General features: G+C 43.0%; 20 protein-coding genes, 1 tRNA gene and 2 pseudogenes. 14 read left to right on the plus strand and 9 right to left on the minus strand.

What is annotated here, in order from left to right:
- Window positions 1-645 precede the first annotated feature (645 nt).
- Window positions 646-1,677 (plus strand): metal ABC transporter substrate-binding protein, encoded by a 1,032-nt coding sequence (locus FIS9605_RS0113985; protein WP_035139570.1) that lies wholly within the window; start codon window positions 646-648, stop codon window positions 1,675-1,677.
- A 76-nt stretch (window positions 1,678-1,753) separates the two neighbouring features.
- Window positions 1,754-2,551, plus strand: coding sequence for a metal ABC transporter ATP-binding protein (locus FIS9605_RS0113990; RefSeq protein ID WP_026733145.1), 798 nt, complete (start codon window positions 1,754-1,756; stop codon window positions 2,549-2,551).
- A gap of 31 nt (window positions 2,552-2,582) precedes the next feature.
- Here the strand turns inward: FIS9605_RS0113990 and FIS9605_RS46595 are convergent, their stop codons facing one another.
- Window positions 2,583-2,849: an ArsR/SmtB family transcription factor gene (locus tag FIS9605_RS46595; RefSeq protein ID WP_442854708.1), complete on the minus strand. Its 267-nt coding sequence runs from the start codon at window positions 2,847-2,849 to the stop codon at window positions 2,583-2,585.
- A 277-nt stretch (window positions 2,850-3,126) separates the two neighbouring features.
- Here FIS9605_RS46595 and FIS9605_RS0114000 point away from each other — a divergent pair, with 277 nt between their 5' ends.
- The gene (locus FIS9605_RS0114000) at window positions 3,127-3,972 is read left to right on the plus strand and encodes a metal ABC transporter permease (RefSeq protein ID WP_026733147.1); all 846 of its coding nucleotides are present in this window, start codon (window positions 3,127-3,129) and stop codon (window positions 3,970-3,972) included.
- A 72-nt stretch (window positions 3,973-4,044) separates the two neighbouring features.
- A tRNA-Phe gene (locus FIS9605_RS0114005) sits at window positions 4,045-4,117 on the plus strand.
- Between the two features lie 556 nt (window positions 4,118-4,673).
- Here FIS9605_RS0114005 and dhaL read toward each other — a convergent pair.
- Window positions 4,674-5,117, minus strand: a pseudogene (gene dhaL / locus FIS9605_RS37050) (dihydroxyacetone kinase subunit DhaL); the annotation flags it as partial.
- Window positions 5,118-5,218: 101 nt separating this feature from the next.
- Between dhaL and FIS9605_RS46600 the strand changes: the two are divergent.
- Together FIS9605_RS46600 and FIS9605_RS0114015 are read left to right on the plus strand one after the other, a co-directional pair.
- Window positions 5,219-5,461, plus strand: coding sequence for a hypothetical protein (locus FIS9605_RS46600; RefSeq protein ID WP_442854701.1), 243 nt, complete (start codon window positions 5,219-5,221; stop codon window positions 5,459-5,461).
- 39 nt (window positions 5,462-5,500) lie between these two features.
- Window positions 5,501-7,546, plus strand: coding sequence for a recombinase family protein (locus FIS9605_RS0114015; RefSeq protein WP_026733148.1), 2,046 nt, complete (start codon window positions 5,501-5,503; stop codon window positions 7,544-7,546).
- 11 nt (window positions 7,547-7,557) lie between these two features.
- On the opposite strand, the pseudogene FIS9605_RS0114020 reads toward FIS9605_RS0114015, so the two are convergent.
- A pseudogene (locus tag FIS9605_RS0114020) lies at window positions 7,558-7,761 on the minus strand (DAK2 domain-containing protein); the annotation flags it as partial.
- Window positions 7,762-7,882: 121 nt separating this feature from the next.
- Between FIS9605_RS0114020 and FIS9605_RS0114025 the strand changes: the two are divergent.
- Entirely contained in the window at window positions 7,883-9,880 is a 1,998-nt protein-coding gene (locus FIS9605_RS0114025) for a glycoside hydrolase family 55 protein (protein WP_231510327.1), read from the plus strand.
- A gap of 7 nt (window positions 9,881-9,887) precedes the next feature.
- Here the strand turns inward: FIS9605_RS0114025 and dhaK are convergent, their stop codons facing one another.
- On the minus strand, window positions 9,888-10,961 hold the full coding sequence (gene dhaK, locus FIS9605_RS0114030; protein WP_026733151.1) for a dihydroxyacetone kinase subunit DhaK: 1,074 nt from the start codon (window positions 10,959-10,961) through the stop codon (window positions 9,888-9,890).
- Between the two features lie 504 nt (window positions 10,962-11,465).
- Here dhaK and FIS9605_RS0114035 point away from each other — a divergent pair.
- Complete coding sequence (locus tag FIS9605_RS0114035) at window positions 11,466-12,248, plus strand: RNA polymerase sigma factor SigF (RefSeq protein ID WP_026733152.1); 783 nt, start codon at window positions 11,466-11,468, stop codon at window positions 12,246-12,248.
- A 15-nt stretch (window positions 12,249-12,263) separates the two neighbouring features.
- On the opposite strand, the gene dusA is transcribed toward FIS9605_RS0114035, so the two are convergent.
- The 4 genes from dusA to FIS9605_RS0114055 all read right to left on the minus strand — a co-directional run bounded on the left by dusA (window position 12,264) and on the right by FIS9605_RS0114055 (window position 15,924).
- Window positions 12,264-13,304 (minus strand): tRNA dihydrouridine(20/20a) synthase DusA, encoded by a 1,041-nt coding sequence (gene dusA / locus FIS9605_RS0114040; RefSeq protein ID WP_026733153.1) that lies wholly within the window; start codon window positions 13,302-13,304, stop codon window positions 12,264-12,266.
- A 175-nt stretch (window positions 13,305-13,479) separates the two neighbouring features.
- On the minus strand, window positions 13,480-14,406 hold the full coding sequence (locus FIS9605_RS0114045; protein WP_026733154.1) for a nucleoside hydrolase: 927 nt from the start codon (window positions 14,404-14,406) through the stop codon (window positions 13,480-13,482).
- Window positions 14,407-14,442: 36 nt separating this feature from the next.
- On the minus strand, window positions 14,443-14,946 hold the full coding sequence (locus FIS9605_RS0114050) for a 2TM domain-containing protein (RefSeq protein ID WP_026733155.1): 504 nt from the start codon (window positions 14,944-14,946) through the stop codon (window positions 14,443-14,445).
- Window positions 14,947-15,120: 174 nt separating this feature from the next.
- On the minus strand, window positions 15,121-15,924 hold the full coding sequence (locus FIS9605_RS0114055; RefSeq protein ID WP_026733156.1) for a creatininase family protein: 804 nt from the start codon (window positions 15,922-15,924) through the stop codon (window positions 15,121-15,123).
- Between the two features lie 230 nt (window positions 15,925-16,154).
- Here FIS9605_RS0114055 and FIS9605_RS0114060 point away from each other — a divergent pair, with 230 nt between their 5' ends.
- The 5 genes from FIS9605_RS0114060 to FIS9605_RS0114080 all read left to right on the plus strand — a co-directional run bounded on the left by FIS9605_RS0114060 (window position 16,155) and on the right by FIS9605_RS0114080 (window position 19,473).
- Complete coding sequence (locus FIS9605_RS0114060) at window positions 16,155-16,859, plus strand: ROK family protein (RefSeq protein WP_026733157.1); 705 nt, start codon at window positions 16,155-16,157, stop codon at window positions 16,857-16,859.
- A gap of 141 nt (window positions 16,860-17,000) precedes the next feature.
- Window positions 17,001-17,216, plus strand: coding sequence for a hypothetical protein (locus FIS9605_RS0114065; protein WP_026733158.1), 216 nt, complete (start codon window positions 17,001-17,003; stop codon window positions 17,214-17,216).
- Between the two features lie 226 nt (window positions 17,217-17,442).
- Window positions 17,443-18,246, plus strand: a complete 804-nt coding sequence (gene tatC, locus FIS9605_RS0114070; protein WP_026733159.1) for a twin-arginine translocase subunit TatC — start codon at window positions 17,443-17,445, stop codon at window positions 18,244-18,246.
- Between the two features lie 224 nt (window positions 18,247-18,470).
- Entirely contained in the window at window positions 18,471-18,692 is a 222-nt protein-coding gene (locus FIS9605_RS0114075) for a hypothetical protein (protein WP_026733160.1), read from the plus strand.
- Window positions 18,693-18,924: 232 nt separating this feature from the next.
- A complete protein-coding gene (locus FIS9605_RS0114080; RefSeq protein ID WP_026733161.1) occupies window positions 18,925-19,473 on the plus strand; it encodes a hypothetical protein in 549 nt (182 codons plus the stop codon).
- A 234-nt stretch (window positions 19,474-19,707) separates the two neighbouring features.
- Here the strand turns inward: FIS9605_RS0114080 and FIS9605_RS0114085 are convergent, their stop codons facing one another.
- Window positions 19,708-20,835, minus strand: a complete 1,128-nt coding sequence (locus FIS9605_RS0114085; protein WP_026733162.1) for an alpha-hydroxy acid oxidase — start codon at window positions 20,833-20,835, stop codon at window positions 19,708-19,710.
- A gap of 266 nt (window positions 20,836-21,101) precedes the next feature.
- Here FIS9605_RS0114085 and FIS9605_RS37055 point away from each other — a divergent pair, with 266 nt between their 5' ends.
- Window positions 21,102-21,413, plus strand: a complete 312-nt coding sequence (locus FIS9605_RS37055) for a hypothetical protein (protein WP_051469994.1) — start codon at window positions 21,102-21,104, stop codon at window positions 21,411-21,413.
- Window positions 21,414-21,419 lie beyond the last annotated feature (6 nt).

Below are 21,419 nucleotides of genomic sequence, written 5' to 3' on the forward strand. Positions count from 1 at the left end.
TTAATTTGCCCCCGGCTCTGCTTAATAAAAGCAGATTTTATTAAAAAGCGTTTTCGATTAATTTATCAGTTATTGGCAAATTTTTTAACACAAAGTCTGGAAATAATAACTAAGCAATTCATTCTAAATCTGTTTTTATATTTACATTTTGAGGTAATATATCACCTTTTCCAAAGCAGATTATCTTACACAAGTTGCAACAGCCAGAAAGCTGAGCCTCCAAATCCTCGTTACCAGGTTGAACCTGGTAACGACATATCAGAGCCTCTGACTCTCGAATAATGCAAGATGTGAATTGGAAGAACAGCCTTTAACCAGCCAGTAAGCCAAAGAGTTAAGGTTGCGTTTCCAGACACAATCGAGTCCGTATATCTAACGGATTCCAAAAACAAACATGTTTACTATTTTGATACAAGTTGTCAATGAGAATGATACTTATTTTTATAGTATAGTTAGAATAAGTCTAATTCTCATACTAGGTTGCAGTCAAAGATAGTACTTCCCTCACCCCGCCTGTCGGTACCCCTCTCCCAATTTGGAACAGGGGAGGGGGAGAGGGTACGAATTGCTATATCTGAACACAACTTGGTATCAATAGGGTTTCTGACAAACGAAAACCCTCATCTTTTAGGAGGAGAGAAGACTGTGAAGCGGACTCAGATAAAAAGTAGAAAAGATCAATACAAAAGCGGCATAGTATCCTTAATTGCCTTGTTAGTATTGTCGGTTGGGACTGGCTGTAGTCAAACAAATACAAAACAAGGAGGAACTACCGAACAGTCACCGCAAGTACAAGAGGCTGCATCCACGCCTGCAATCAATTCGGGAAAAATCAAGGTGGTAACGACATTTTTACCCATGTATTGGTTTACCAAGGCAGTCACTGGGGATGTGGCAGATGTGACAGTTTTGGTTCCTCCTGGCACGGAAATACATGAGTATCAAGCGACACCAGAAAATGTGAGAGCGATCGCCACAGCAAATGTGTTGGTAGAAAATGGCTTGGGCTTAGAAGAATTTCTGGAAGACACGGTCAAAAATGCCCAGAATCCTAAATTGGAAAAAATTTCAGCCAGCAAGAATATTCAAGCCTTGGAAGAAATTTCACCTGTGGTAGAAACGAGGAACAAAGAGGAAGAACACGACCACGGACATACTCACGAACATGCTGAAGGTAATCCCCACGTTTGGCTAGATCCTGTTTTGGCAAAACAACAAGTTATCAATATTAGGGATGGCTTAATTGCGGCTGACCCTGCGAATAAAAGCAATTATGAGGCAAATGTAGCAGCTTATATCAAGCAGTTAGAAGATTTAGATAATCAATATCGGCAGACTTTACAAAAGTATCCCAACTGCACTTTTGTGACTTTCCATGATGCCTATCCATACCTGGCAAAACGCTATAACCTTAAACAAGTGGCAGTAGTAGAAATTCCTGAAGATCAGCTGACGCCAACAGATGTGCAAAAAGCAGTCAATGCCGTCAAAAAGTACAACGTCAAAGCTTTGTTTGGCGAACCAGGAACGGATAATAAATTGCTGACAAGCCTTTCTCGTGACTTGAATTTAACTTTGCGTGAATTAGATTCTTTGGAAACAGGTTCCAAAGAACCACAGTATTACTTCCAGGCTATGCAGAAGAATTTACAAACTTTAGAATCAGCTTGCAAATAGATGTCCTTTGTCATTTGTGAATGACCAATGACTAATGACTAATAACTAATGACTAATGACTAATGACCAATGACTAATGAATATTGATATTCCTGTTGTCAAAGTAGAAGGGTTGAGTGTATACAAAGGTAGCTATCTAGCTGTTCGCGATGTTTCATTTGAATTGTTGCCAGGAACCAACACTGCCATAGTCGGCCCCAATGGTGGGGGTAAAAGTACTCTGGTACAAGCAGTTTTAGATTTGATTCCGCGAAGTAGTGGCAACATAGAAATATTTGGTTTGCCAATTTCTAGACTGGGGCATTTGCGTCATCAGTTAGGATATATGCCACAGCATTTTATCTTTGACCGCAGCTTTCCGATTTCTGTTGGGGAATTGGTAGGTTTGGGATGGGTCAAAGAAGGAAAAAGGGAAAAGGGAAAAGGGAAAAGGGAAATTTCATTTTTTAAAAGGCTATGGCAGCAAAATCAAGAAAAAGCAGCAGCAGTAGTAACAGCTTTACGGCGAACTGATACTTACCATCTGCGAAATCAAGCGATTGGTACTCTCAGTGGTGGTCAGCTAAAGCGGGTATTGCTGGCTTACTGTTTGGTAATGCCTCGAAGACTATTAGTATTGGATGAAGCTTTTGCTGGAGTAGATGTACAAGGTGCAGCAGATTTTTATACTTTGCTGAATGAACTTAAGCAGGAAGAAAGTTGGACGATATTACAAGTGTCTCACGATATCGATCTGGTCAGTCGCTATTGCGATCGCGTAATTTGTCTTAACCAAACTATCGTTTGTACCGGAGTACCAGAAATTGCCCTCTCACCACAAAATCTTTTAGCAACCTACGGCCCAGGATTTAGTCGCTACCAACACCATCATTAGAATTATGAATTATGAATTATGAAATTTTTGATCATTCATCCTTTTCGTCTAGGTGTTCAGCGACAGACTGGTAAAGATGCAAAACATGACTATCGTGGAGGCTATAGAAAACATGACGACTTTGCTTGCGATAACTAACTAAGCGCATCACCCGTAAATTTCGCAACTGATGAGATACAGCAGATTCACTCATATTCAGTGCAGCTGCTAAATCGCTAACACAAAATTCTTTTTCAGCTAAAAGAGAGAGAATTCGCAAACGATTAGGATCTCCTAAAAAACTAAAAAATTCCGCCATCCGCTGGGCTTTGTCGCTGCTGAGAACCTCAATTGCAGATGGTTGCACGCGATCGCTATCTGTTTGAGATTGCTGATTATATTGGATAACTTCTGGTTGAGGAATAGAATTAGTAACCGTGGAAGCAAAAGTATTTTTGCCTGACATATTGTAAAAAACTTATAAACATCTAGTTTATATAACAATTATTACTGAATGCAAGGTAATAAATTATATACTTCAAATATAAATATCACCGTATAAATGACGAGGAAAAAATTTGTTTAATGATTGCCACATAAGCTGGTTAGCCGTCACCACTGCAAATGACTTAGTAACATTGCTACAGTTTCCCTTCATGCAGCGAGCGATCGCTGGTGCTGTATTAATGGGAATATTGGGCGGTTTACTTGGCTGTTTTGTCACCTTGCGCCAGTTGTCTTTTTTCAGCCACGCTGTTGGTCATGCCGCATTAGTGGGTGTGGCATTAGGTGTGCTGCTACAGTTAAATCCCACCTGGATGCTGCTGCCTTTCACGTTGGTGTTTGGAGTGCTTGTGATCTACTTTATCGACAAAACTGATTTAGCTAGTGATAGCGTACTCAGTATAGTCCTATCAGGAGCATTAGCGATCGGCGTGATCTTGAGTAGCCTTATCCAAGGATATCGCGGCAACTTGATGGCAGTATTATTTGGCGATATTTTGGCGATCGATCAAACAGACCTGATTTTAACTTTGCTGGTGCTTGTTGCAGGCAGCATATTTCTATTATCAACCCTGCGCCAACAAATTTTACTAACCCTTAATCCTGATGTGGCAAAAGTTCAAGGAATTCCAGTACAATTGTATCGATACGGGTTTGTCATCTTGCTGTCACTAGCAGTTGCCGTAGCAATTAAAGCTGTCGGCGTTTTACTGGTAAATGCATTTTTGGTAATTCCCGCCTCCACTGCCAAACTGATTGGTCATCACTTTCGCTGCTTTTTGCTACAATCGGTGATTGTTGGCTCCATTACTAGCATTGCTGGCATTATCGTATCGGGTCTTTTCAACCTAGCTTCTGGCCCGAGTATTGTGCTTGTTCAGTTCCTAGTCTTCGTAGCCGTTTTCAGTTGGATCAAGTTGACAATCAAAACTACGTAATTTTTTCTTTAGGTAGTTGCAATCTTATTTAAGGTTTGATATACTGATTAATCGTTGAATACAAGCGCGCTCGCCGGGATAGCTCAGTTGGTAGAGCAGAGGACTGAAAATCCTCGTGTCACCGGTTCAAGTCCGGTTCCTGGCATAACACACAAAACCCCTGGTAAACAAGACTTCCAGGGGTTTACTGTTTACACAAAAACCCCATTTTAGCCATTTTTGGACGGGGTTAGTCAAATTTTGGAAGTAAATTAGGGCGCGCTGATTGACCTAAATATTTTCCGGGATTGGATTTTAGCGATCGCGATTGGTTGCTCTAAAGACATGAGTTGAAATACTAACTCAAAACAAGAAACTTCTAACTCAAAATAAGAAACGTCAAGCTCAAAACGAGAAATTTCAGGTTTAAAACGAGAAACTTCTAGTTTGAAACGAGAATCTTCAAGCTCAAAACGAGAAACTATAAGCTCGAAATTTGAATGATTATCTAGAAACTCTCAAATATAGCAGTTTTGATTTGGATGTAGTATGGTCTGACCTCTCCCCACATGCGAGGAGGGCAAAATAAATTCCCTCTCTCTGCTTGCGGAGAGGGGGTTAGGGGGTGAGGTTACAACTGTATTGCAGCAAAGCGAGAAACACTATAAATATTGTGTAGTGCGGACATCTTGACCGCGAAAATTATGCAAGTAAAAAACACATTAGTCGATCGCAATAGTTTCTAGCAAACTCTTCAACATCAAATAAGTAGAAGTCGCCCCTGGATCTTGATGTCCCACACTTCTGTCTCCTAGATAGCTAGCGCGGCCTTTCTTGGCTAGCATTGGTGTTGTCTGTTGCATTCCCTTTTCAGCCGCAGATACAGCTTGTTGCATCGCTGCTTGCATACCTTGATCTTTTACCAATGCCTGCTCAAAAGCCGCTACAGCTGGTGATAGGGCATCTACCATTGTTTTATCGCCTAATTGTGCCTTGCCACGACCAATGACGCCATCTAATCCTGCTTGCAGCATTGCCAGCATATCCTGGTCAGTTAGTTCCTGTTTGCCAGCTACCACTGTACTTGCCCGTAAAAAAAATGTGCCATAAAGCGGGCCGCTAGCACCACCAACCGTAGAAATTAGAGTCATGCTTACCGATTTCAACGAAACCATTACTTAATGCCCATCTCAAGAACCCATCAGCAAACTTAACTGACATAGAAGTAACTGATGTGATGCACCCACTATTTGGGCGAAGGTTTGCAGTGATATCCATATCAACCCCGCCAAGTGGTGAGGGTCATGCGGTAGTAGCCTATCGAGGTCATATGCGCTTACGCATTCCTTTATCAGCAACCCAATTAGCTCTCCCAAAACAGTATTTACGTACTAAGCTCACATTAGAGAGTGTGACTGAGTTAGTCACGTTAGCCAAACAATGTGAGGTTTTATGTCAATCCCACCCCGTGAGATCTGGGAACGCCTCACCCCAGCACTCCAAGAAGTAATCACAGACGAACTACAAACCGTCTTCCAGGAGGTAATTTATGAGTACCTCAGAGCTAGTAACACTCCAACACCTGAACCGCAAAGCGATAATCTACATTCGTCAGTCTACCCCACATCAATTAATCAGCAATCAGGAGAGTTTGCGTCTGCAATACGCTCTGCGTCAGCGAGCTATAGAACTGGGCTGGTCGGATAATAACATTGAGGTAATTGACACTGATCTAGGTATTACCGCCGCCAGCGCAGAACAGCGACCAGGCTTTAAAGAACTGTTAGCCCAGGTAACTTTAGGATTAGTAGGGATTATCCTCTCTTATGATGTTACTCGCCTGTCACGTAATTGCTCAGATTGGTATCCCTTGCTGGACTTGTGTGGTTACAGAGGTTGTTTGATTGCTGACAGAGATGGGGTTTATGATCCAAGTAGTGCCAATGGTCGATTATTGTTGGGACTCAAAGGACAAATTTCCGAAGTAGAGTTGCATACGATTCGTTCCCGCTTAAGTGCTGGGATTCTTAGCAAAGCCAGGCGTGGTGAACTGGCACTCACCTTACCTGTGGGTTTGGTTCGTGATGAACTGGGAGTGGTGCAGAAAGACCCAAATCGTGAGGTGATTAACCGAATTAACTTAGTGTTTGAGATTTTTGGGCAACGTAAGTCAGCTTCCAAAGTGTTGCAGACGTTCAACAGTGAAGGGCTGTTGCTTCCACGGAGAAATCGCTTTGGTGATATTTTCTGGCGCAAGCCTAGCGTGGCAAGTATCATCTCAATTCTGAAAAATCCTGCCTACGCTGGTGCATTTGTATATGGACGTACACGTACTCTCAAACGTGGTTTGGTTTCAAATCAGCCACAACAAAAGCAATTGCCAATGGCCGAATGGAAAATCCGAGTCAATGACGTATATCCAGCTTACATCAGTTGGCAAACCTACGAGCGTAATCAGGCACAGCTTATGGATAATTATGCTGAGTATGACCGCAATAAAACTCGTGGTATCCCTCGCCCTGGTGCAGCATTACTGCATGGGATAGTTTACTGTGGTGAATGTGGTCACAAGATGGTTGTCCAGTACAAAGGCGCAACCCGCTATATTTGTAACTCCTTACGGCAGCAGTATCGTGTGCCTGTTTGTCAGTATATTCCTGCTGATGCAATTGATGAGTACGTAGTCAATGCCTTTTTAGAAGCTTTGTCAGTTGTAGAGCTAGATGCTTATCACAAAGCTGTCAAAACCCAACAGCAGTCTCAAGAGACAGTGGAACGAGCGCACTCTCAACAAATACAACGTTTACAGTATCAAGTAGCACTAGCAGAAAGACAGTTTAACCGGGTTGACCCGGATAACCGATTGGTAGCGGCCGAACTAGAACAGCGTTGGGAAAACGCTTTACGCGAACTAAAACTTGCCCAAGAAAACTATGCTCAACGTCAGCAGCCTCAAACAGTAGATCACCTACCAAAAGAACTCAAAACTGCTTTTATTAACATTGGACAAAGGCTCCCTGAACTTTGGCACAGTGGCACCTTGACACAAGTGCAAAAAAAATCTCTGCTACGCTGCCTCATTGATAAGGTCGTCATTCATCGTGTTGCACGTGATACAGTTCGCACTCGGATTATTTGGAAAGGTGGTGACACTACTAATGTTGACCTGCCAATCCCAGTTGGTTCATTGGCTGAACTCACCAATGCCCAGGAATTGGAAACTCAGGTTGTTAGTTTGAGCCAACAAAGTATTGATGACCAAGTTATCGCTCAACAACTGACGGCACAAGGTTATCGATCGCCACTATGCAAAACTCTCCTGCCCAGTACAGTCAAAACTATCCGGCTTAAACATCATATTTTTCAAAACCGTAGCCAGTCTCATCCCCGCGAGATTTCGGGTTATCTTACGGTTCCTCAAGTTGCCCAGTCTTTAGAACTTTCACCCCACTGGATCTACGATCGCATTCATAACGGAACGATCGCCATTAGCAAGGATGAATCAACCGGGCTTTATCTGTTTCCTAACCTTCCCGATACACTCTTACAATTCCAAAAGCTCAAAGCTGGAGAACTCCAGAACTTGCGTTTTTGAAAGGAGTATCAAGATGCCCAATCAAAAATGTTACTGATATCTTGATCGGCAACACTCGGTAACTGAGTCATTACCTTTTTGAAACCACGCTCCATATTTATACCGTGATCCGCATCACCTATGGCAGCATCTAATTCTGTCAAATAGTCTTTGTTCTCCTCCACCAAAGCAGCAAATCTTTGCAACCATTGTAAAATCTGTCCTTTTATTACCATTTTTAAACCTCCGGTTTGACGCAGTCATCATAAAACCTAACCGAGTTTTTACGGATTCTACCTTTGATGCACGTAATAGAGAGTAGTAAAGTATCTAAGAGAACATCAACTTGTGTTTTCTGTGAAAGTATCTGTCTTCAAACAACTCCCTTGCTTGCTTTGTGTTGCTTTTATCACAGGCACTTGCGTTGACCGTACCAAAAACTCTGAGATTGAAATCGCGCAAGCTGCCCCAAATATCCAAGAGAATATCGTATTTCCAAAAAATGCTGGAGTAATAGATGTCACTGCGCCTAAATATGGAGCTAAACCCAACGATGGCAAAGATGATACCCAAGCTATCCAAAAAGCACTTAGTGAGTTTCCCAATCAAGGACGAATTATTTACTTGCCCAATGGTGTATATGATATCTCTGATACTCTTCATTGGCCTCATGGAAAGCGTTACAGTTCTGATTACAAACGTACTATACTCCAAGGGCAAAGCCGCGACGGAGTTGTTATTCGCCTCAAGAATAACTCTCCTGGATTCCAGAACCCAACCAAACCTCGACCGGTTATTTCTACAGGATTTGACCCAAAGCTAGATCCCAACTCGGAAGATATTAAAGCCAGTAGAGTAGCTCAACGCTTTGGCAATTCAGTTAGAAATTTGACTATAAAACTAGGGAAGAATAACTATGGGGCAGAAGGACTCAATTTTGCCGCCCACAATCAAGGAGCAGTGCGAAGCGTCAAGATTATCTCTGAAGATAGAAGCGGCACAACAGGTTTAGCTTTAACACACGGTGAAGTTGGCCCTCTGTTGATAGAGGATGTTGAAATTATTGGATTTGATCGTGGTATACGTACTAACACTTGTATTAATAGTATTACGATGCAAAATATCACAGTCCGCGATCAAAATCGAGTAGGTATATTTAATGGCGGACAAGTAATCAGTCTTGAGGGTTTCAACAGTTTCAATTCTGTTCGAGCAATTATCAACGGCAATAATCCTCACAAAGGTTGCGACCCCGGTAGCACTTTGACACTTGTTAATGCCAAACTTATAGGTCACGGTAAGGCAAAAAATATTCCAGCAATTTCTTCTGCTGGATTTCTTTATGCGCGAAATGTAGTCTCTTCTGGATACAAAGGAGTTCTCGCAAACAATGCCGTAAGAACGAAAGCCCAGGTTAAAGGCTCTAAGATTGAAGAATTTACTTCCCGCCCAATCATATCCCAGTTCCCTTCATCATCAAGATCGCTGCAACTGCCAATCAAACCATTTCCTAAATTGGCTTGGGACGATCCAAAAAAATGGGTCAGTGTGGAGAAATTTGGTGCAATTCCAAACGATAAAAAAGATGATACTGCTGCTTTTCAAGCGGCCATTGATTCTGGTGCTACGACAGTATTTGTACCTAATTCTGGAAATTTTACAATCAACGGTTCTCTCCGAATCAGAGGAAAAGTGCGAAGATTTATTGGCACAAGTGGATTGCTGGATGGAAAAGGAGAAATATTAGCAGATAACGGCAGTGAACCAAGCCTAATTGTTGAAAATTTCTTCATTCCATATAATTCTAAGCTGAAATGGAAGAATTTTGCTAATCGAACCGTTGTTTACCGCAGTATTAATAACTTGATCTTGGAAAGCAACAGTACTGGGAATTTATTTATTGATGATGTTTCTGTAATACGTCAAGTGAGATTTCTCAATTCCGCTCAACACGTTTGGGCACGCCAATTGAATCCTGAAATTCGGACAGAAACTAATGTGCTTAATAGAGGAGCACATCTTTGGATTCTTGGCATGAAAACAGAACAAGGTAAAACAAAAATTAAAACTACCAATGGAGGCTTTACTGAACTCCTAGGTGGGCTAATTTATGCTAATGGTACAAATGGTCTAGAAGAGCCACTCTTCCACATCGTCAATGCTTCTGCTTCGTTCTCTGGCGTAGCTGACGCATATTTTACGAAGAAAAACTCTCGACCACTATGGTTATGGGTAGAGGAAACACGCGGATTTCAGACAAAACAACTTACCAGAAATCAGATACCTGCCAGAATGACTACTAACGGACATGTTTTGCTACTATATACTGGTTTTGACAAACAACCGAACAAATAAAATTTACTTAAATTCCCCACTGCAAGCTCGGCGTTTTCACAGGTGCATCCCAAAGCTTAATCATCTCATCATCGAGCTTGAGTAGAGTAATTGAGCAACCTTGCATTTCCAAGGAAGTGATATAAGCACCAATCAAGTTGCGCTCAATTAGCAATCCATGCTTTTGACAAATTTCTGCTAGTTTTCGGTAAATAATATATAACTCAGAAACAGGAGTGCCACCCATACTATTAACGAAAGCTAACACGCGATCGCCTTTTTCAAAAGTTGGATCGATTAATTCTACTTCCACCCATTCGCCTTTTTCTTCATCCCACTCCCGCACCGTACGTTGATAGGCTGCATCTTCGATCATCGATAGTGCCAACATTTCTGCTATCTCATCTGCTGATTTTAAACTCATGCGCTCTCGTCCCGGCTCTTCGTGAATCCCGATTCCCATCTCAATGTCTTGGTTGCTAAGTTCAAATGTCGGTGTACCTTTGGCCGGAACAGTGCAGGAAGTCAATGCCATACCCATACTCCGTCCATTCAAATTCACCCGTCTGCACAAATTTGCTATTTGTTGCAGATCGTAGCCCTGTTCGGCTGCTGCACCACAAATTTTTTCTGCCAGTACTGTAGTTCCCACACCCCGTCGTCCCTGGGTATATAAGCTATCTTTCACCGCAACATCATCATCAATCAAAATATTCAGTACGCGCATACCCTCACTCCGGGCTAGTTCAGTGGCCATCTCAAAATTCATCACATCACCGCTGTAATTTTTCACGATGTATAAAATTCCAGCTCCCCCATCTACAGCCTTCGCAGCTGCCAGCATTTGATCGGGTGTAGGTGAAGTGAAAACCTCTCCAGGACAAGCAGCATCAAGCATTCCCATTCCCACAAAGCCAGCGTGCATCGGCTCGTGACCGCTACCGCCCCCAGAAATAATTGCTACTTTATTTTTCACAGGTGCATCGGCTCGACAGACAAAGTTGGGGTCAAAATTGACTTTAATTAAATCTGAATGAGCGATCGCCATACCTTCTAGACTTTCGCGTACAAAGTTAGCCGGATTGTTAATCAGTTTTTTCATCATCTGCTTTGTCTTGTTGAAAGGTTACTTTATTGCTAATTAATCCCATTTTTACCCAGATTTTTCATTAAGTAATAAGCGAGCGCCCCACGAGGCGGAACTCACGCATTCACGCATTCAAAAGTATTAAACCTCCCTCGCAACATATAAAAGAAGCACATTTTTCGGGAGTTCTAAAACCCTTGCTGTATCAGGATTCTAAAATGTGCATCTTAGGAGTAAATCCGAGTAAGAGAAAAGTGGGAAGGAGGGGAAAACGAAATAACCCTTCCTTTTCCCTTTAACCCTTACCCTTTTCCCCATTTTCAAGATAGGTCTACTTCAAGCTGATATTGGCACAAAAAAATTGCGTGTATATACGTAACTACGGAGTGAGTCCCCAGATAAGTTCAGTGAAACAACGAATGGTGTATCAAACCGTTCCTAAGGAAAATAATTACAGCTTAGGTGAATTTTTACGCAACTCCGTTTTTCAGAAATAGGAGTTAATACAAGGGAATTTCTATGGCAGCAAGTCAGTCCTCTATGCGGTCTGATGGTATGGAATTATTACGGTTATACCATCAGAAACCCTCTATTGAACTTCGCAATAAACTTGTAAAGTTGCATACTGGCTTAGTGCGGAAAATGGCTCATAAATTCAGCCATCAATGTAATGAGCCTTATGAAGATTTAGAGCAAATCGGTTACTTCGGTCTCATTAGGGCAATTGAGCGTTTTGACCCCAGTCAAGGATATGCTTTTAGTTCCTTTGCTGTCCCCTATATTCGGGGTGAAATGCTGCACTTTTTGCGCGATCGCAGTACCCTATTAAAAATTCCTCGCCGTTGGCAAGAACTCTATAACGAGGGGCAAAAAGTTCGTAAGGAATTGGCAGAGATTTTGGGTCGTCCTCCTAAGGATTCGGAAATCGCCAAACAACTCAAGGTATCTGTGCAAGAATGGCAAGAAACTAAGTTAGCCGCACAAAACCGCATGCCCTTAAGTTTAGATGCTACGGTGGTTAATTACATTGATTGTCAAATCACTTTGGGTGAGGCGCTTCCCTGTCCCCGTTCTGCGGCACAACAACAACAACAAGAAGAACGGCAACAACTGCAAGGGGCAATCAATATGTTAGAAGAAAAGCCTCGTATGGCGGTGGAACTGGTATTTTTGAAGGAACTTTCTCGCAAAGATGCCGCGAAAAAAATTGGCACCAGTCCAATGACGGTAACGCGGTATCTGCAAAAGGGAATTAACGATTTGATGTCGATGTTGCAACCACAAGTTTTACCTACTGCGTAAATATGCGATCGCTCATCAAGCCGGGAAATTCACGCTTGGTACTACCGCAGATTCGGGAATTTGTGCCAATGCTTCTCTTACCACAACAGAATCCGCTCCAAAACGGCAGGAATTTTCTGTCAAATGACGCTTCCAAACTCGACTACCCGGTTGTCCGGCAAAAAGTTGCAGCATATGACGGGTGATTTTGTTGAGCTTAAGACCCTTTGCTACCCAGAAATCTATATAGGAAAACATCGCTTCAGCAACTTCATGGCGGGTTGGAGGTTGCGCCACTTTGCCGTAAATTTCACTATCTGCCGTGGCAAATAGGTAGGGATGATCGTAAGCTGCACGTCCAACCATCACTGCATCTACTGACTGCAACTGCTGCTGTACCATCTCCAAGTTCATAATTCCGCCGTTGATTTCAATAAACAGGTGGGGAAATTCCTGCTTCAGACGATGCACATCACTATAACGCAAGGGTGGAATATCACGGTTTTCTTTTGGGCTTAACCCTTGCAACCAAGCTTTACGTGCGTGGACGGTAAAGTGCCGACAGCCTGCTGCTGAGACAATGCGGACAAAGTTCGCCATGTCTTCGTAGTGATCGAGGTCATCAATGCCGATCCGGTGCTTGACACTGACAGGGAGATGAGTAGCATTGAGCATTGCTGCGACACACTCTGCCACTAGTTGAGGCTGTGCCATCAAACAAGCCCCAAAATTACCATCCTGTACACGGCTGCTGGGACAACCAACATTAATATTGATTCCATCGTAGCCCATGTCTTCAGCGATGCGAGCGCATTCGGCTAGTTCTTTAGGGCGATCGCCCCCCACTTGCAGGACAAGAGGCTTTTCGGCAGGAGAAAAACCTAGCAGGTGCTCCTTGTCGCCATGCAAAATTGCCGCACTTGTAACCATTTCGGTGTAAAGTAAAGTGCAGCGCGTAATCTGCCGCATAAAATATCGAAAGTAGCGGTCTGTGCGATCCATCATTGGCGCGATACTCAAGGGGTAAGCGCCATAACTCGCCGAATTAGTGAAAGTAGCTAGATTCAAACAGGTCATAAATAGAGAGTCTATCGCAGGCAATACCTGTGTATGTCTATATATCTTAGTTGACACTCCCCTGGCTAAAGCCGAGGGGATTCTTCATTTTTGTAAGTTCAAATGAGAGTCCTAACTCACCCTTTGCTCAAAAACCTACACCTGCGAGAAGGAGAAAGGCAGACTTTCCTTTCCCCTAGCGCAAGCAATGATACAAATTCTCTTTCCAACGCGGTATATCTATTGACCAGACTACACTCATGTTTGGGGTTTTGTGCAGTACTCCTAGTTCATCAACGACTGTTGCACCCCGCGTTAATTCGCTCGTAATTTCCACATCTACAAAGTATTTGCCTTGACGCGTCACTATATCTGGGTCAAGAGCAACTGCCATTGCTACGGGATCGGGTAACATCAAACCAGAGGCAGCCTGGATTTTCATGCAGGAATCTAAGGCTGTTCTGTTGCACTCCATTGCCAAGCGTGCTGTTTTTGTACCAAAGTTAATAACTTTTTCTATCTCAGCAGGAGTCAACTCTGCATCATGGCGGCTTAATTCCCAACCAACTATCTCACAAGGCATACCGCTATGAAAGACTATCTTAGCGGCTTCTGGGTCTACCCAGATGTTATACTCAGCGGCTGGCGTTACGTTGCCAACTGTATTGGCTGCACCGCCCATAATCACACAACGCTGCACGTTTGTTGCTATTTCTGGGGCACGTAATAGTGCTGTAGCGATGTTCGTAAGTGGCCCTAGGGTAACTAGGGTGATTTCACCACGATAGGTTTTAATCGTGTCAATGATTGTGTCTATTGCATGTGCTGACTGGGGTTTGCTATTTGAGTCTGGGTAGTACATGTTACCCATGCCATCGTCGCCGTGAAACCAATCGGCATAACTACATTCTCGCAGTATTGGCTTAGCACAACCAATGTATACAGGTGTGGAAGCATCGCACACTTCGAGTGTGTACAGTGCGTTTTTCACACCCTGTTCTACGGAGACGTTACCATTGACAATCGTCACCGCTTCAACATGGACATCTGCCCAGCGGTGCGCCATGATCAGAGCAACGGCATCATCAGAAGCAGTGTCTGTATCTATGATAAATTTACGCATGATCGTTGAAGATAGACCAGAGGTATCAGCCTGCTTCTAACTTTGCCATGCACTGAGGAATTTATTGACAACTTTATTGATTGTTTGTTTAAGTTGATGCTGGCGATACCATTTTTGGAAAGCCATTTCGTAATCTTCGCCTTTAGTCTGAAAGGTATTCCACGCGTCCAGACCTACACCCAGTCCCCAAAATAATAAAATGTACAACGACCAAGATAGACCTGCACCACCGATTAGATCTACCAGTAGCAAAACAGCATTGACAATTGTAAACTTGCCAAAGCGCTTTTTGAATCTTCCTATGCGGTAGGCGTTAAAAGCTTGTCGCTGCTGTATTTCTCCTTGGGTAATTTGCCAGTCACGTTCTGCTAATTTGAGGGTTTCCGGAGCAATTTCTAATTCCGCAGCTATTTCCAACAGTTGTTCGTAAGAAAATTCTTTTTCTTGGTCTCTGGCTTGACGAGCGATCGCCAACTGTAGAATTTTCTGTACGTCTTCTTGGCTGTAGGAACGGGTGGATTGAGCTTCAAACACCGTCATAATTCTGTCTCTTTAATTACTTTTAATAAAAGTCTCACTGGCTGGGAGATTTTACGCACCTGTGCCACCGCCAGCTATGCGTCTTTCATTCTCCTAGGCTAGCAAATTTACATGATGCTGCGAAACTAGCGTAAATTTCGCATTTTTAATTTTTAATTTTTAATTTTCAATTTTTTAGCTGGGTTGGGGTTGTTTAAAGGCATAGATATCTTGGATCGCTCGTACCCAACCATCAGATACAGATTCAAGAATGCGATCGCCTTTTTCCTTAGTTGCGACTGTAGGATCGCCAACAACCCCACTTTTACTCAAATCCCGCGTTGCCCAAGCAAAGCTGAGTTTCCCTTCTATGCTCAGCAAGCTACCTTGTGGTTGTTCTGGAGGATACTCAGCAACAGCTTTTTCCATCTTTACTTGTTCTGGTAGGATCGACAACATGATGCTTGTTTCAGCATCTCCAGCATGAATACCTAGTTTTTTTTCTTGAGGTGAAAGCAATTCTCCGGTAATATGTGGCACTCGCCATGTAAAAAGCGGAAACACTAAGAAATCGCTGTATTTGATGTGCAAGTCTCGTGCAGCAATTTCCATTACCTGCGGTTGTCCGCCGTGGGAGTTCATTAATATTAGTTTTCTAAACCCGGCACGATAAATACTTTCTGCCACTTCCATCAGTGTTGCCAACAGAGTTTCTGCACTTAGGGTAATCGTACCGGGAAAATGCCAATGCTCGTTAGATTTGCCATAATAAAGAGCTGGCAAGGCATAGGCAGGAACTATTGCATCAAGCTTTTCTAAAGCTTTTCCCAATACTGCTACACCAATTGCGGCATCCACAATTAGCGGTAGGTGGGGGCCATGTTGCTCAATCGCCCCTACTGGTTGAATCAATACGACATTTTCCTTGTTTGGCATTGCCTGAATGTCAGTCCAGCTGAGGTAAGGGAAAAAGCGTTTTGGGGGAATGAAACTATGCATGGGAAATAAGAAATAGGCATTAATAAACGTGGTTATCGTGATGGCTGTTAGTGGTTAGTGGATAGTGGTTAGTGGTTAATAACTAACTACTAACTACTAACAATTTTCATAATTAGGTTTACTTACGGACATTTACCTAATGTTACTGAGTTTTTCTTAACAAAAATTTTACCTATATTGGTGAAAATTATCACCAGCCAATAGTAGATATATAAAAAGGAACAATCCACATGGACAACAAAGAAAATATCCGCACCCTATCGGTTGATATTGGTGGTAGCGGTGTCAAAGCAATAGTTTTGGATATTACGGGCAATCCCTTGACTCAAAGATCGCGTCTGGAAACACCCCAACCTCCCAAACCAGAAGTTGTCATTAATGCAATTACAACGCTGGCATCTACTCAAGGTGAATTTGATCGAGTTTCGGTAGGTTTTCCTGGTGTAGTAAGGAATGGAGTCACAGAAACAGCCGTAAATTTAGATCCAGGTTGGATTGGGTTTGATTTGGCAACAGTATTGTCAAATCGCTTAAGCAAACCTGTGCGAGTAATTAACGATGCTGATATGCAGGGTTTAGGGGCGATCCAAGGTTTGGGTGTGGAATTAGTAATTACTCTGGGTACGGGATTTGGTTCAGCTTTATTTGTCGATGGTAAATTGGTGCCAAATTTAGAAATGGGACATCATCCGTTTAGAAAAGGCGAAACTTACGAAGAACAGTTGGGACGTGCAGCACTAGAAAGGGTTGGGGATAACAAATGGAATAAGCGTTTACTAAAAGCGATCGCAACTTTGCAACGGTTGTTTAATTACGATAGCCTCTACATCGGTGGCGGTGAAGCAACAAGGATTAAAAGTCAGCTACCAACAAATGTAAAAATCATCCCTAATATTACTGGCTTATTGGGTGGAATTGCTTTGTGGAGAGATTAATCTTCTCATGATGCCTACTTTGAGAAGTTGGCAAACAAACGTAAACCTTTGATTAAGTTTAGGTTAATTTTAGGTTATTATTAACATCGGATTTCACTAGTATAATTCCATTTTGAAGAACCGTTAGATTAAACAGAGCTTTTGCACACCCCAGAGAATGTTCAAGCAGGAGACAAAGTTTTAATTCTAAGTCCGGCTTATGTTGCCGGAAAATTTGGAGTCGTCCTTAGTCGAGAGCCATTTGTAGATGGTCAACCGAGCGATCGCTGGCTCATTCAAGTGAATAACGAAAATATTGTGGTGTCGCTGACTCCAAACGAGTTTCAGGTAGTTGACAAGGAAAAAAAGTATGACTAGTATCCCTTGGCGGAGAAGGTGAGGGGATGGGGTGATGGGCATTGGGAATAGGGGATGGGAAATAACCTTTGCCCTCTTCCTGTTGTCAAAACTATGAGCTTTGCTGAAAATTTTCCGAGGCTAAGTCTATGCGATCGCAACTCTTCCGTGCGACAACGGCAAAAAATATCTCGGTCGCTACCGCCCTAGATAAAATAGTTAACAAATGATGCTCACTCGCTGACTCATGACGCCTTCACAAAACACTGACACGGCAACTGCCACAACTACTCCCGCTGTTGACCTCGAACAATACGACAAATCACAAACCGATCCTCTCGATGATTTGCCAGGAGAGGTCGAAATGACCCTTTTTGAGCATCTAGAGGAGTTACGGCAGCGAATTTTTTACGCACTAATTGCCGTAGCGATAAGCGTTATTGGCTGCTTTATTGCCGTTAAGCCGATTGTCCAGTGGTTGGAAGTGCCAGCCCAAGGAGTAAAATTTCTCCAACTCGCACCCGGAGAGTACTTTTTTGTCTCTTTAAAAGTAGCAGGCTACAGCGGCTTGGTCATTTCCAGTCCCTTCATTCTCTACCAAATTGTTCAGTTTGTTCTCCCAGGACTGACTCGCCGAGAACGCCGTTTGTTAGGCCCTGTGGTTCTAGGGTCGAGTGTGTTGTTTGTGGCAGGATTATTTTTTGCCTATTTCTTGCTGATTCCAGCTGCTTTAAGATTCTTCATCAGCTACGGTGCAGATGTTGTAGAACAGTTGTGGTCAATTGACAAATATTTTGAATTTGTCTTGTTGCTGTTGTTTAGTACAGGATTAGCATTCCAAATACCAATCATCCAAATTTTACTTGGCGCTTTAAAAATTGTCTCATCACAAACAATGCTTTCTGGCTGGCGCTATGTGGTTTTAGGAGCAGTGGTTTTGGGAGCTGTGCTTACACCATCTACCGATCCTCTAACTCAAACTCTCCTAGCCGGAGCTGTGCTAGGACTGTATTTTGGTGGTATTGGCTTAGTTAAGCTTACAGGTAATTAAAAAATTATGAATTATGAATTATGAATTATGAAATTTTCAGCATTCATCATTCATAATTCTTACCGTTCCCAATCTCCCCATCTCCCACTCTATCCAAATGGGTGAGTGCGAAATAATCCTTCAGACATATCGATGAATCTGCTACAACCAGATTTTAGAAAGATGAACTTGCACCCATACTTTTTTTAAACTGTTGCCAGGACAAAATGATAAGGAGTAAATTTATGTCTGAGCAACAACAACAAGGCATGAAACCTGGTGAATACGAAAAAACTGGGTCTGGTGGCTACGAAAACCCTATGGAAGAAGATATCACCTCTATCGATTCAGAGGTTCGTACAACTAGCAGTGGCGATGAGAGTGGTGCCAAGACTTCTGCTACACCAGAATCAGCTGGTGAAGATACTGTAGCAGGTAGCCCAAATCAAGGAACAGAATCACGTTAATTTGCCTGTGCCATCAAATTAAGCTCAAAGCGTCAAATCTAGGTGAGTGCGGTAACAAAAATTACGAGTGGAATTGTGTCTGTTGAGGCACGTTTTTCCACTCGATTTTTGTCATTGTCAAAAAGAAATTTTAGTTAGAAAATTTGTTTATACAGCAAAAGTGTTAGTAGTAATCTGAAAAAAAGAAATCACTTCATCTATCAATAAATATCACTCTATATCAGCAAAAATTATGCAACCAAGAATTTGGGTTTACAGCATTGCACTGACTTTTTCTTGGCTGACGTCTCCAGTATTAGCTGGTGAACCTGTCAACTTTCCTTATATACTGGCGCAGAATAATACAAAAGCTCAACCGATTGCTGTCAATAAAGTTGAGTTCGGAGTTCTCAGGGTTGACAAAGGTGGAAAAGTTACCTTAATTCCAACAAATAAAGTGCCACTCCTGGAAGGAACCGTATACGGTTGGCGTGTTCAACTAAGGGACTACCAAGGTGAAGTAACCTGGCGAGAAGTCTTTCAATTACCACAACGCCCAGAAACTTGGGGTACAACTAATACTGATAATTTTTCATTGTCAACAGACGGCACAGCAGCAGAGACAAAACGCACAGACTTGACAAAAGACGGTGTGATTACCAACTCTTGGACGATCGCTGCTGGCGATCCAATGGGTAAGCATATTATAGAAGTCTATATTGACGATCGCCGCATTGCTGCTTTTGAGTTTGAGGTAGTTCCGGTCAGGCAGCAGAGGCCAGTTTCCGCTCCTAGAATATAGTGGTTAGTGGTTAGTAGTTAGTGGCGAGCCAGCGCGCTCCAAAGGGGGTCTCCCCCCATGTAGACGCCCGCAGGGCGGCTTCGGTGCAGGGTGCGACTGGCGTAGACGCCCGTCAGGGCGGTGAGCAGCGCGCTCCAAAGGGGGTTTCCCCCATGTAGACGCGCGCAGCGCGGCTTCTCGCAGAGTAGGGCTTCTCGTAGAGTACCCGGAGGGTTAGTGGTCAATTACTATCTACTATCTACTAACTACTATCAAACTAGAATCAATATCTTCCAATTTGGCACAACCGCTTAATGCCATTGCTAAATCAAGTTCATCGCGTAAAATTTCGATGACATGAGCCACACCTGCTTCTCCACCCACAGCTAATCCCCACAACACGGGACGCCCTACAAGTACGGCTTTAGCCCCCAGTGCCAAAGCTTTGAGAATATTAGTACCTCTACGAATACCACCGTCTACAATTACTTCAGCACGTCCATCAACTGCTGCTACGACTTCAGCTAAAGCATCAACAGAAGCGATCGCCCCATCTAATTGACGACCACCATGATTAGAAACAATAATTGCTTTTGCACCACATGCAACGGCACGTGCAGCATCATCACCCCGTAAAATTCCTTTAATTGCCAATGGTAAGGGGCATATCGATTGCAACCATTCTAAATCGCCCCAAGTTACTGCCGGATCGAGCTGCTGGGCAAAATAAGTAAATAACCCAGATTCTCCTTGTTGGTGAGGAATGTTTAGCCCTGAGAGGGTGGCGAGGTTAGCGAGTTGTAAACCCGGTGGCAGAGCAAACTGGTTGCGCGTATCGCGTTCCCGCCGACCGAGAACAGGTGCATCAACAGTTACACACAACGCTTGATAACCTGAAGCATAAGCACGTTCTACTAAAGCACGGGTAAGACCGCGATCGCGATGTATATATAATTGAAACCACACAGGTGCAGTTGAGGTTAACGAATGATAGGCGCGTGCCACCTCTTCCAGACTCTGAGTAGACATCGTACTCAATACCATACCCGCACCAGCAGCAGATGCTGCTTTTGCCGTCGCTAGTTCTCCCTCTGGATGGGCAAGACATTGAAATGCCATCGGTGCAATTAACAGGGGCATTTGGAGGGGATGACCTAAAATCTTGGTTGTGAGGTGGCGATCGCTCACATCGACTAACACGCGGGGACGAAGTTTGATTCTACCGAAAGCAGCGTGATTGTCCCGCAACGTGATTTCATCCCAAGCACCACTAGCGTAATAATCCCAAGCCATCTGAGACAGGCACTTCTTCGCTTGCTTTTCGTACTCAAATAAATTTAGCGGTTTGGTGAGATGATTTTCTAATGATGTAAGTTCTTCCATCACTGCCCCGATCTCAAAAAATTTGTAAATATTGTTTTTTTTGAGTACTCAAGTTACTGAAGTTTGATTTCCGACTTGATGCCCTGTTGTGTCTCTGATTATCTTCACTAAGATTCTCTATCATTTTGAAGAGAGATTTTCATCCTTTGCTGTGCGCCCTAGTGCATGGGAGTCTTGCACGCCTATGCAACAGCCAGGAGGCTGATCCTCCAAATCCTCGTTATCAGGTTCAACCTAGTAACGAGATACACGGGGACGTAGAGATAATGAGAAGGGGAGACTCAGAAGTTCAAATATCACCTTCAGAACTCGGAACTTCTAGTTTAGAACATGAAGTTTCTAATTTGAAACATGAAAATTCTCGTTTGAAACTAGAAAGTTCTGATTTATATCATGAAATTTCTCGCTTTAAATATAAAAGTTCTCGTTCGGAACATGAAGCTTCTCATTTGAAACTAGAAAGTTCTCATTTAGACCACGAAAGTTCTCGTTTAGAACCTGAAACCTCAGCTTCGGAAGCTCAAACTCTTAACCCCTCCTCCTTTGCGTCACTCTCCTCGCTAGTGAGGAGGGGTTAGAAGTGC

The organism is Fischerella sp. PCC 9605 (genome assembly GCF_000517105.1).
Taxonomy (GTDB): Bacteria; Cyanobacteriota; Cyanobacteriia; order Cyanobacteriales; family Nostocaceae; genus PCC9605.

Coding starts and splice junctions, on each gene's coding strand:
- FIS9605_RS0113990 (WP_026733145.1), top strand. CDS start 1,754: ATGAATATTGATATTCCTGTTGTCAAAGTAGAAGGGTTGAGTGTATAC.
- FIS9605_RS46595 (WP_442854708.1), bottom strand. CDS start 2,849: ATGGCGGAATTTTTTAGTTTTTTAGGAGATCCTAATCGTTTGCGAATT.
- FIS9605_RS0114015 (WP_026733148.1), top strand. CDS start 5,501: ATGAGTACCTCAGAGCTAGTAACACTCCAACACCTGAACCGCAAAGCG.
- dhaK (WP_026733151.1), bottom strand. CDS start 10,961: ATGAAAAAACTGATTAACAATCCGGCTAACTTTGTACGCGAAAGTCTA.
- FIS9605_RS0114035 (WP_026733152.1), top strand. CDS start 11,466: ATGGCAGCAAGTCAGTCCTCTATGCGGTCTGATGGTATGGAATTATTA.
- dusA (WP_026733153.1), bottom strand. CDS start 13,304: ATGACCTGTTTGAATCTAGCTACTTTCACTAATTCGGCGAGTTATGGC.
- FIS9605_RS0114045 (WP_026733154.1), bottom strand. CDS start 14,406: ATGCGTAAATTTATCATAGATACAGACACTGCTTCTGATGATGCCGTT.
- FIS9605_RS0114050 (WP_026733155.1), bottom strand. CDS start 14,946: ATGACGGTGTTTGAAGCTCAATCCACCCGTTCCTACAGCCAAGAAGAC.
- FIS9605_RS0114055 (WP_026733156.1), bottom strand. CDS start 15,924: ATGCATAGTTTCATTCCCCCAAAACGCTTTTTCCCTTACCTCAGCTGG.
- FIS9605_RS0114060 (WP_026733157.1), top strand. CDS start 16,155: ATGGACAACAAAGAAAATATCCGCACCCTATCGGTTGATATTGGTGGT.
- tatC (WP_026733159.1), top strand. CDS start 17,443: ATGACGCCTTCACAAAACACTGACACGGCAACTGCCACAACTACTCCC.
- FIS9605_RS0114075 (WP_026733160.1), top strand. CDS start 18,471: ATGTCTGAGCAACAACAACAAGGCATGAAACCTGGTGAATACGAAAAA.
- FIS9605_RS0114080 (WP_026733161.1), top strand. CDS start 18,925: ATGCAACCAAGAATTTGGGTTTACAGCATTGCACTGACTTTTTCTTGG.
- FIS9605_RS0114085 (WP_026733162.1), bottom strand. CDS start 20,835: ATGGAAGAACTTACATCATTAGAAAATCATCTCACCAAACCGCTAAAT.
- FIS9605_RS37055 (WP_051469994.1), top strand. CDS start 21,102: ATGAGAAGGGGAGACTCAGAAGTTCAAATATCACCTTCAGAACTCGGA.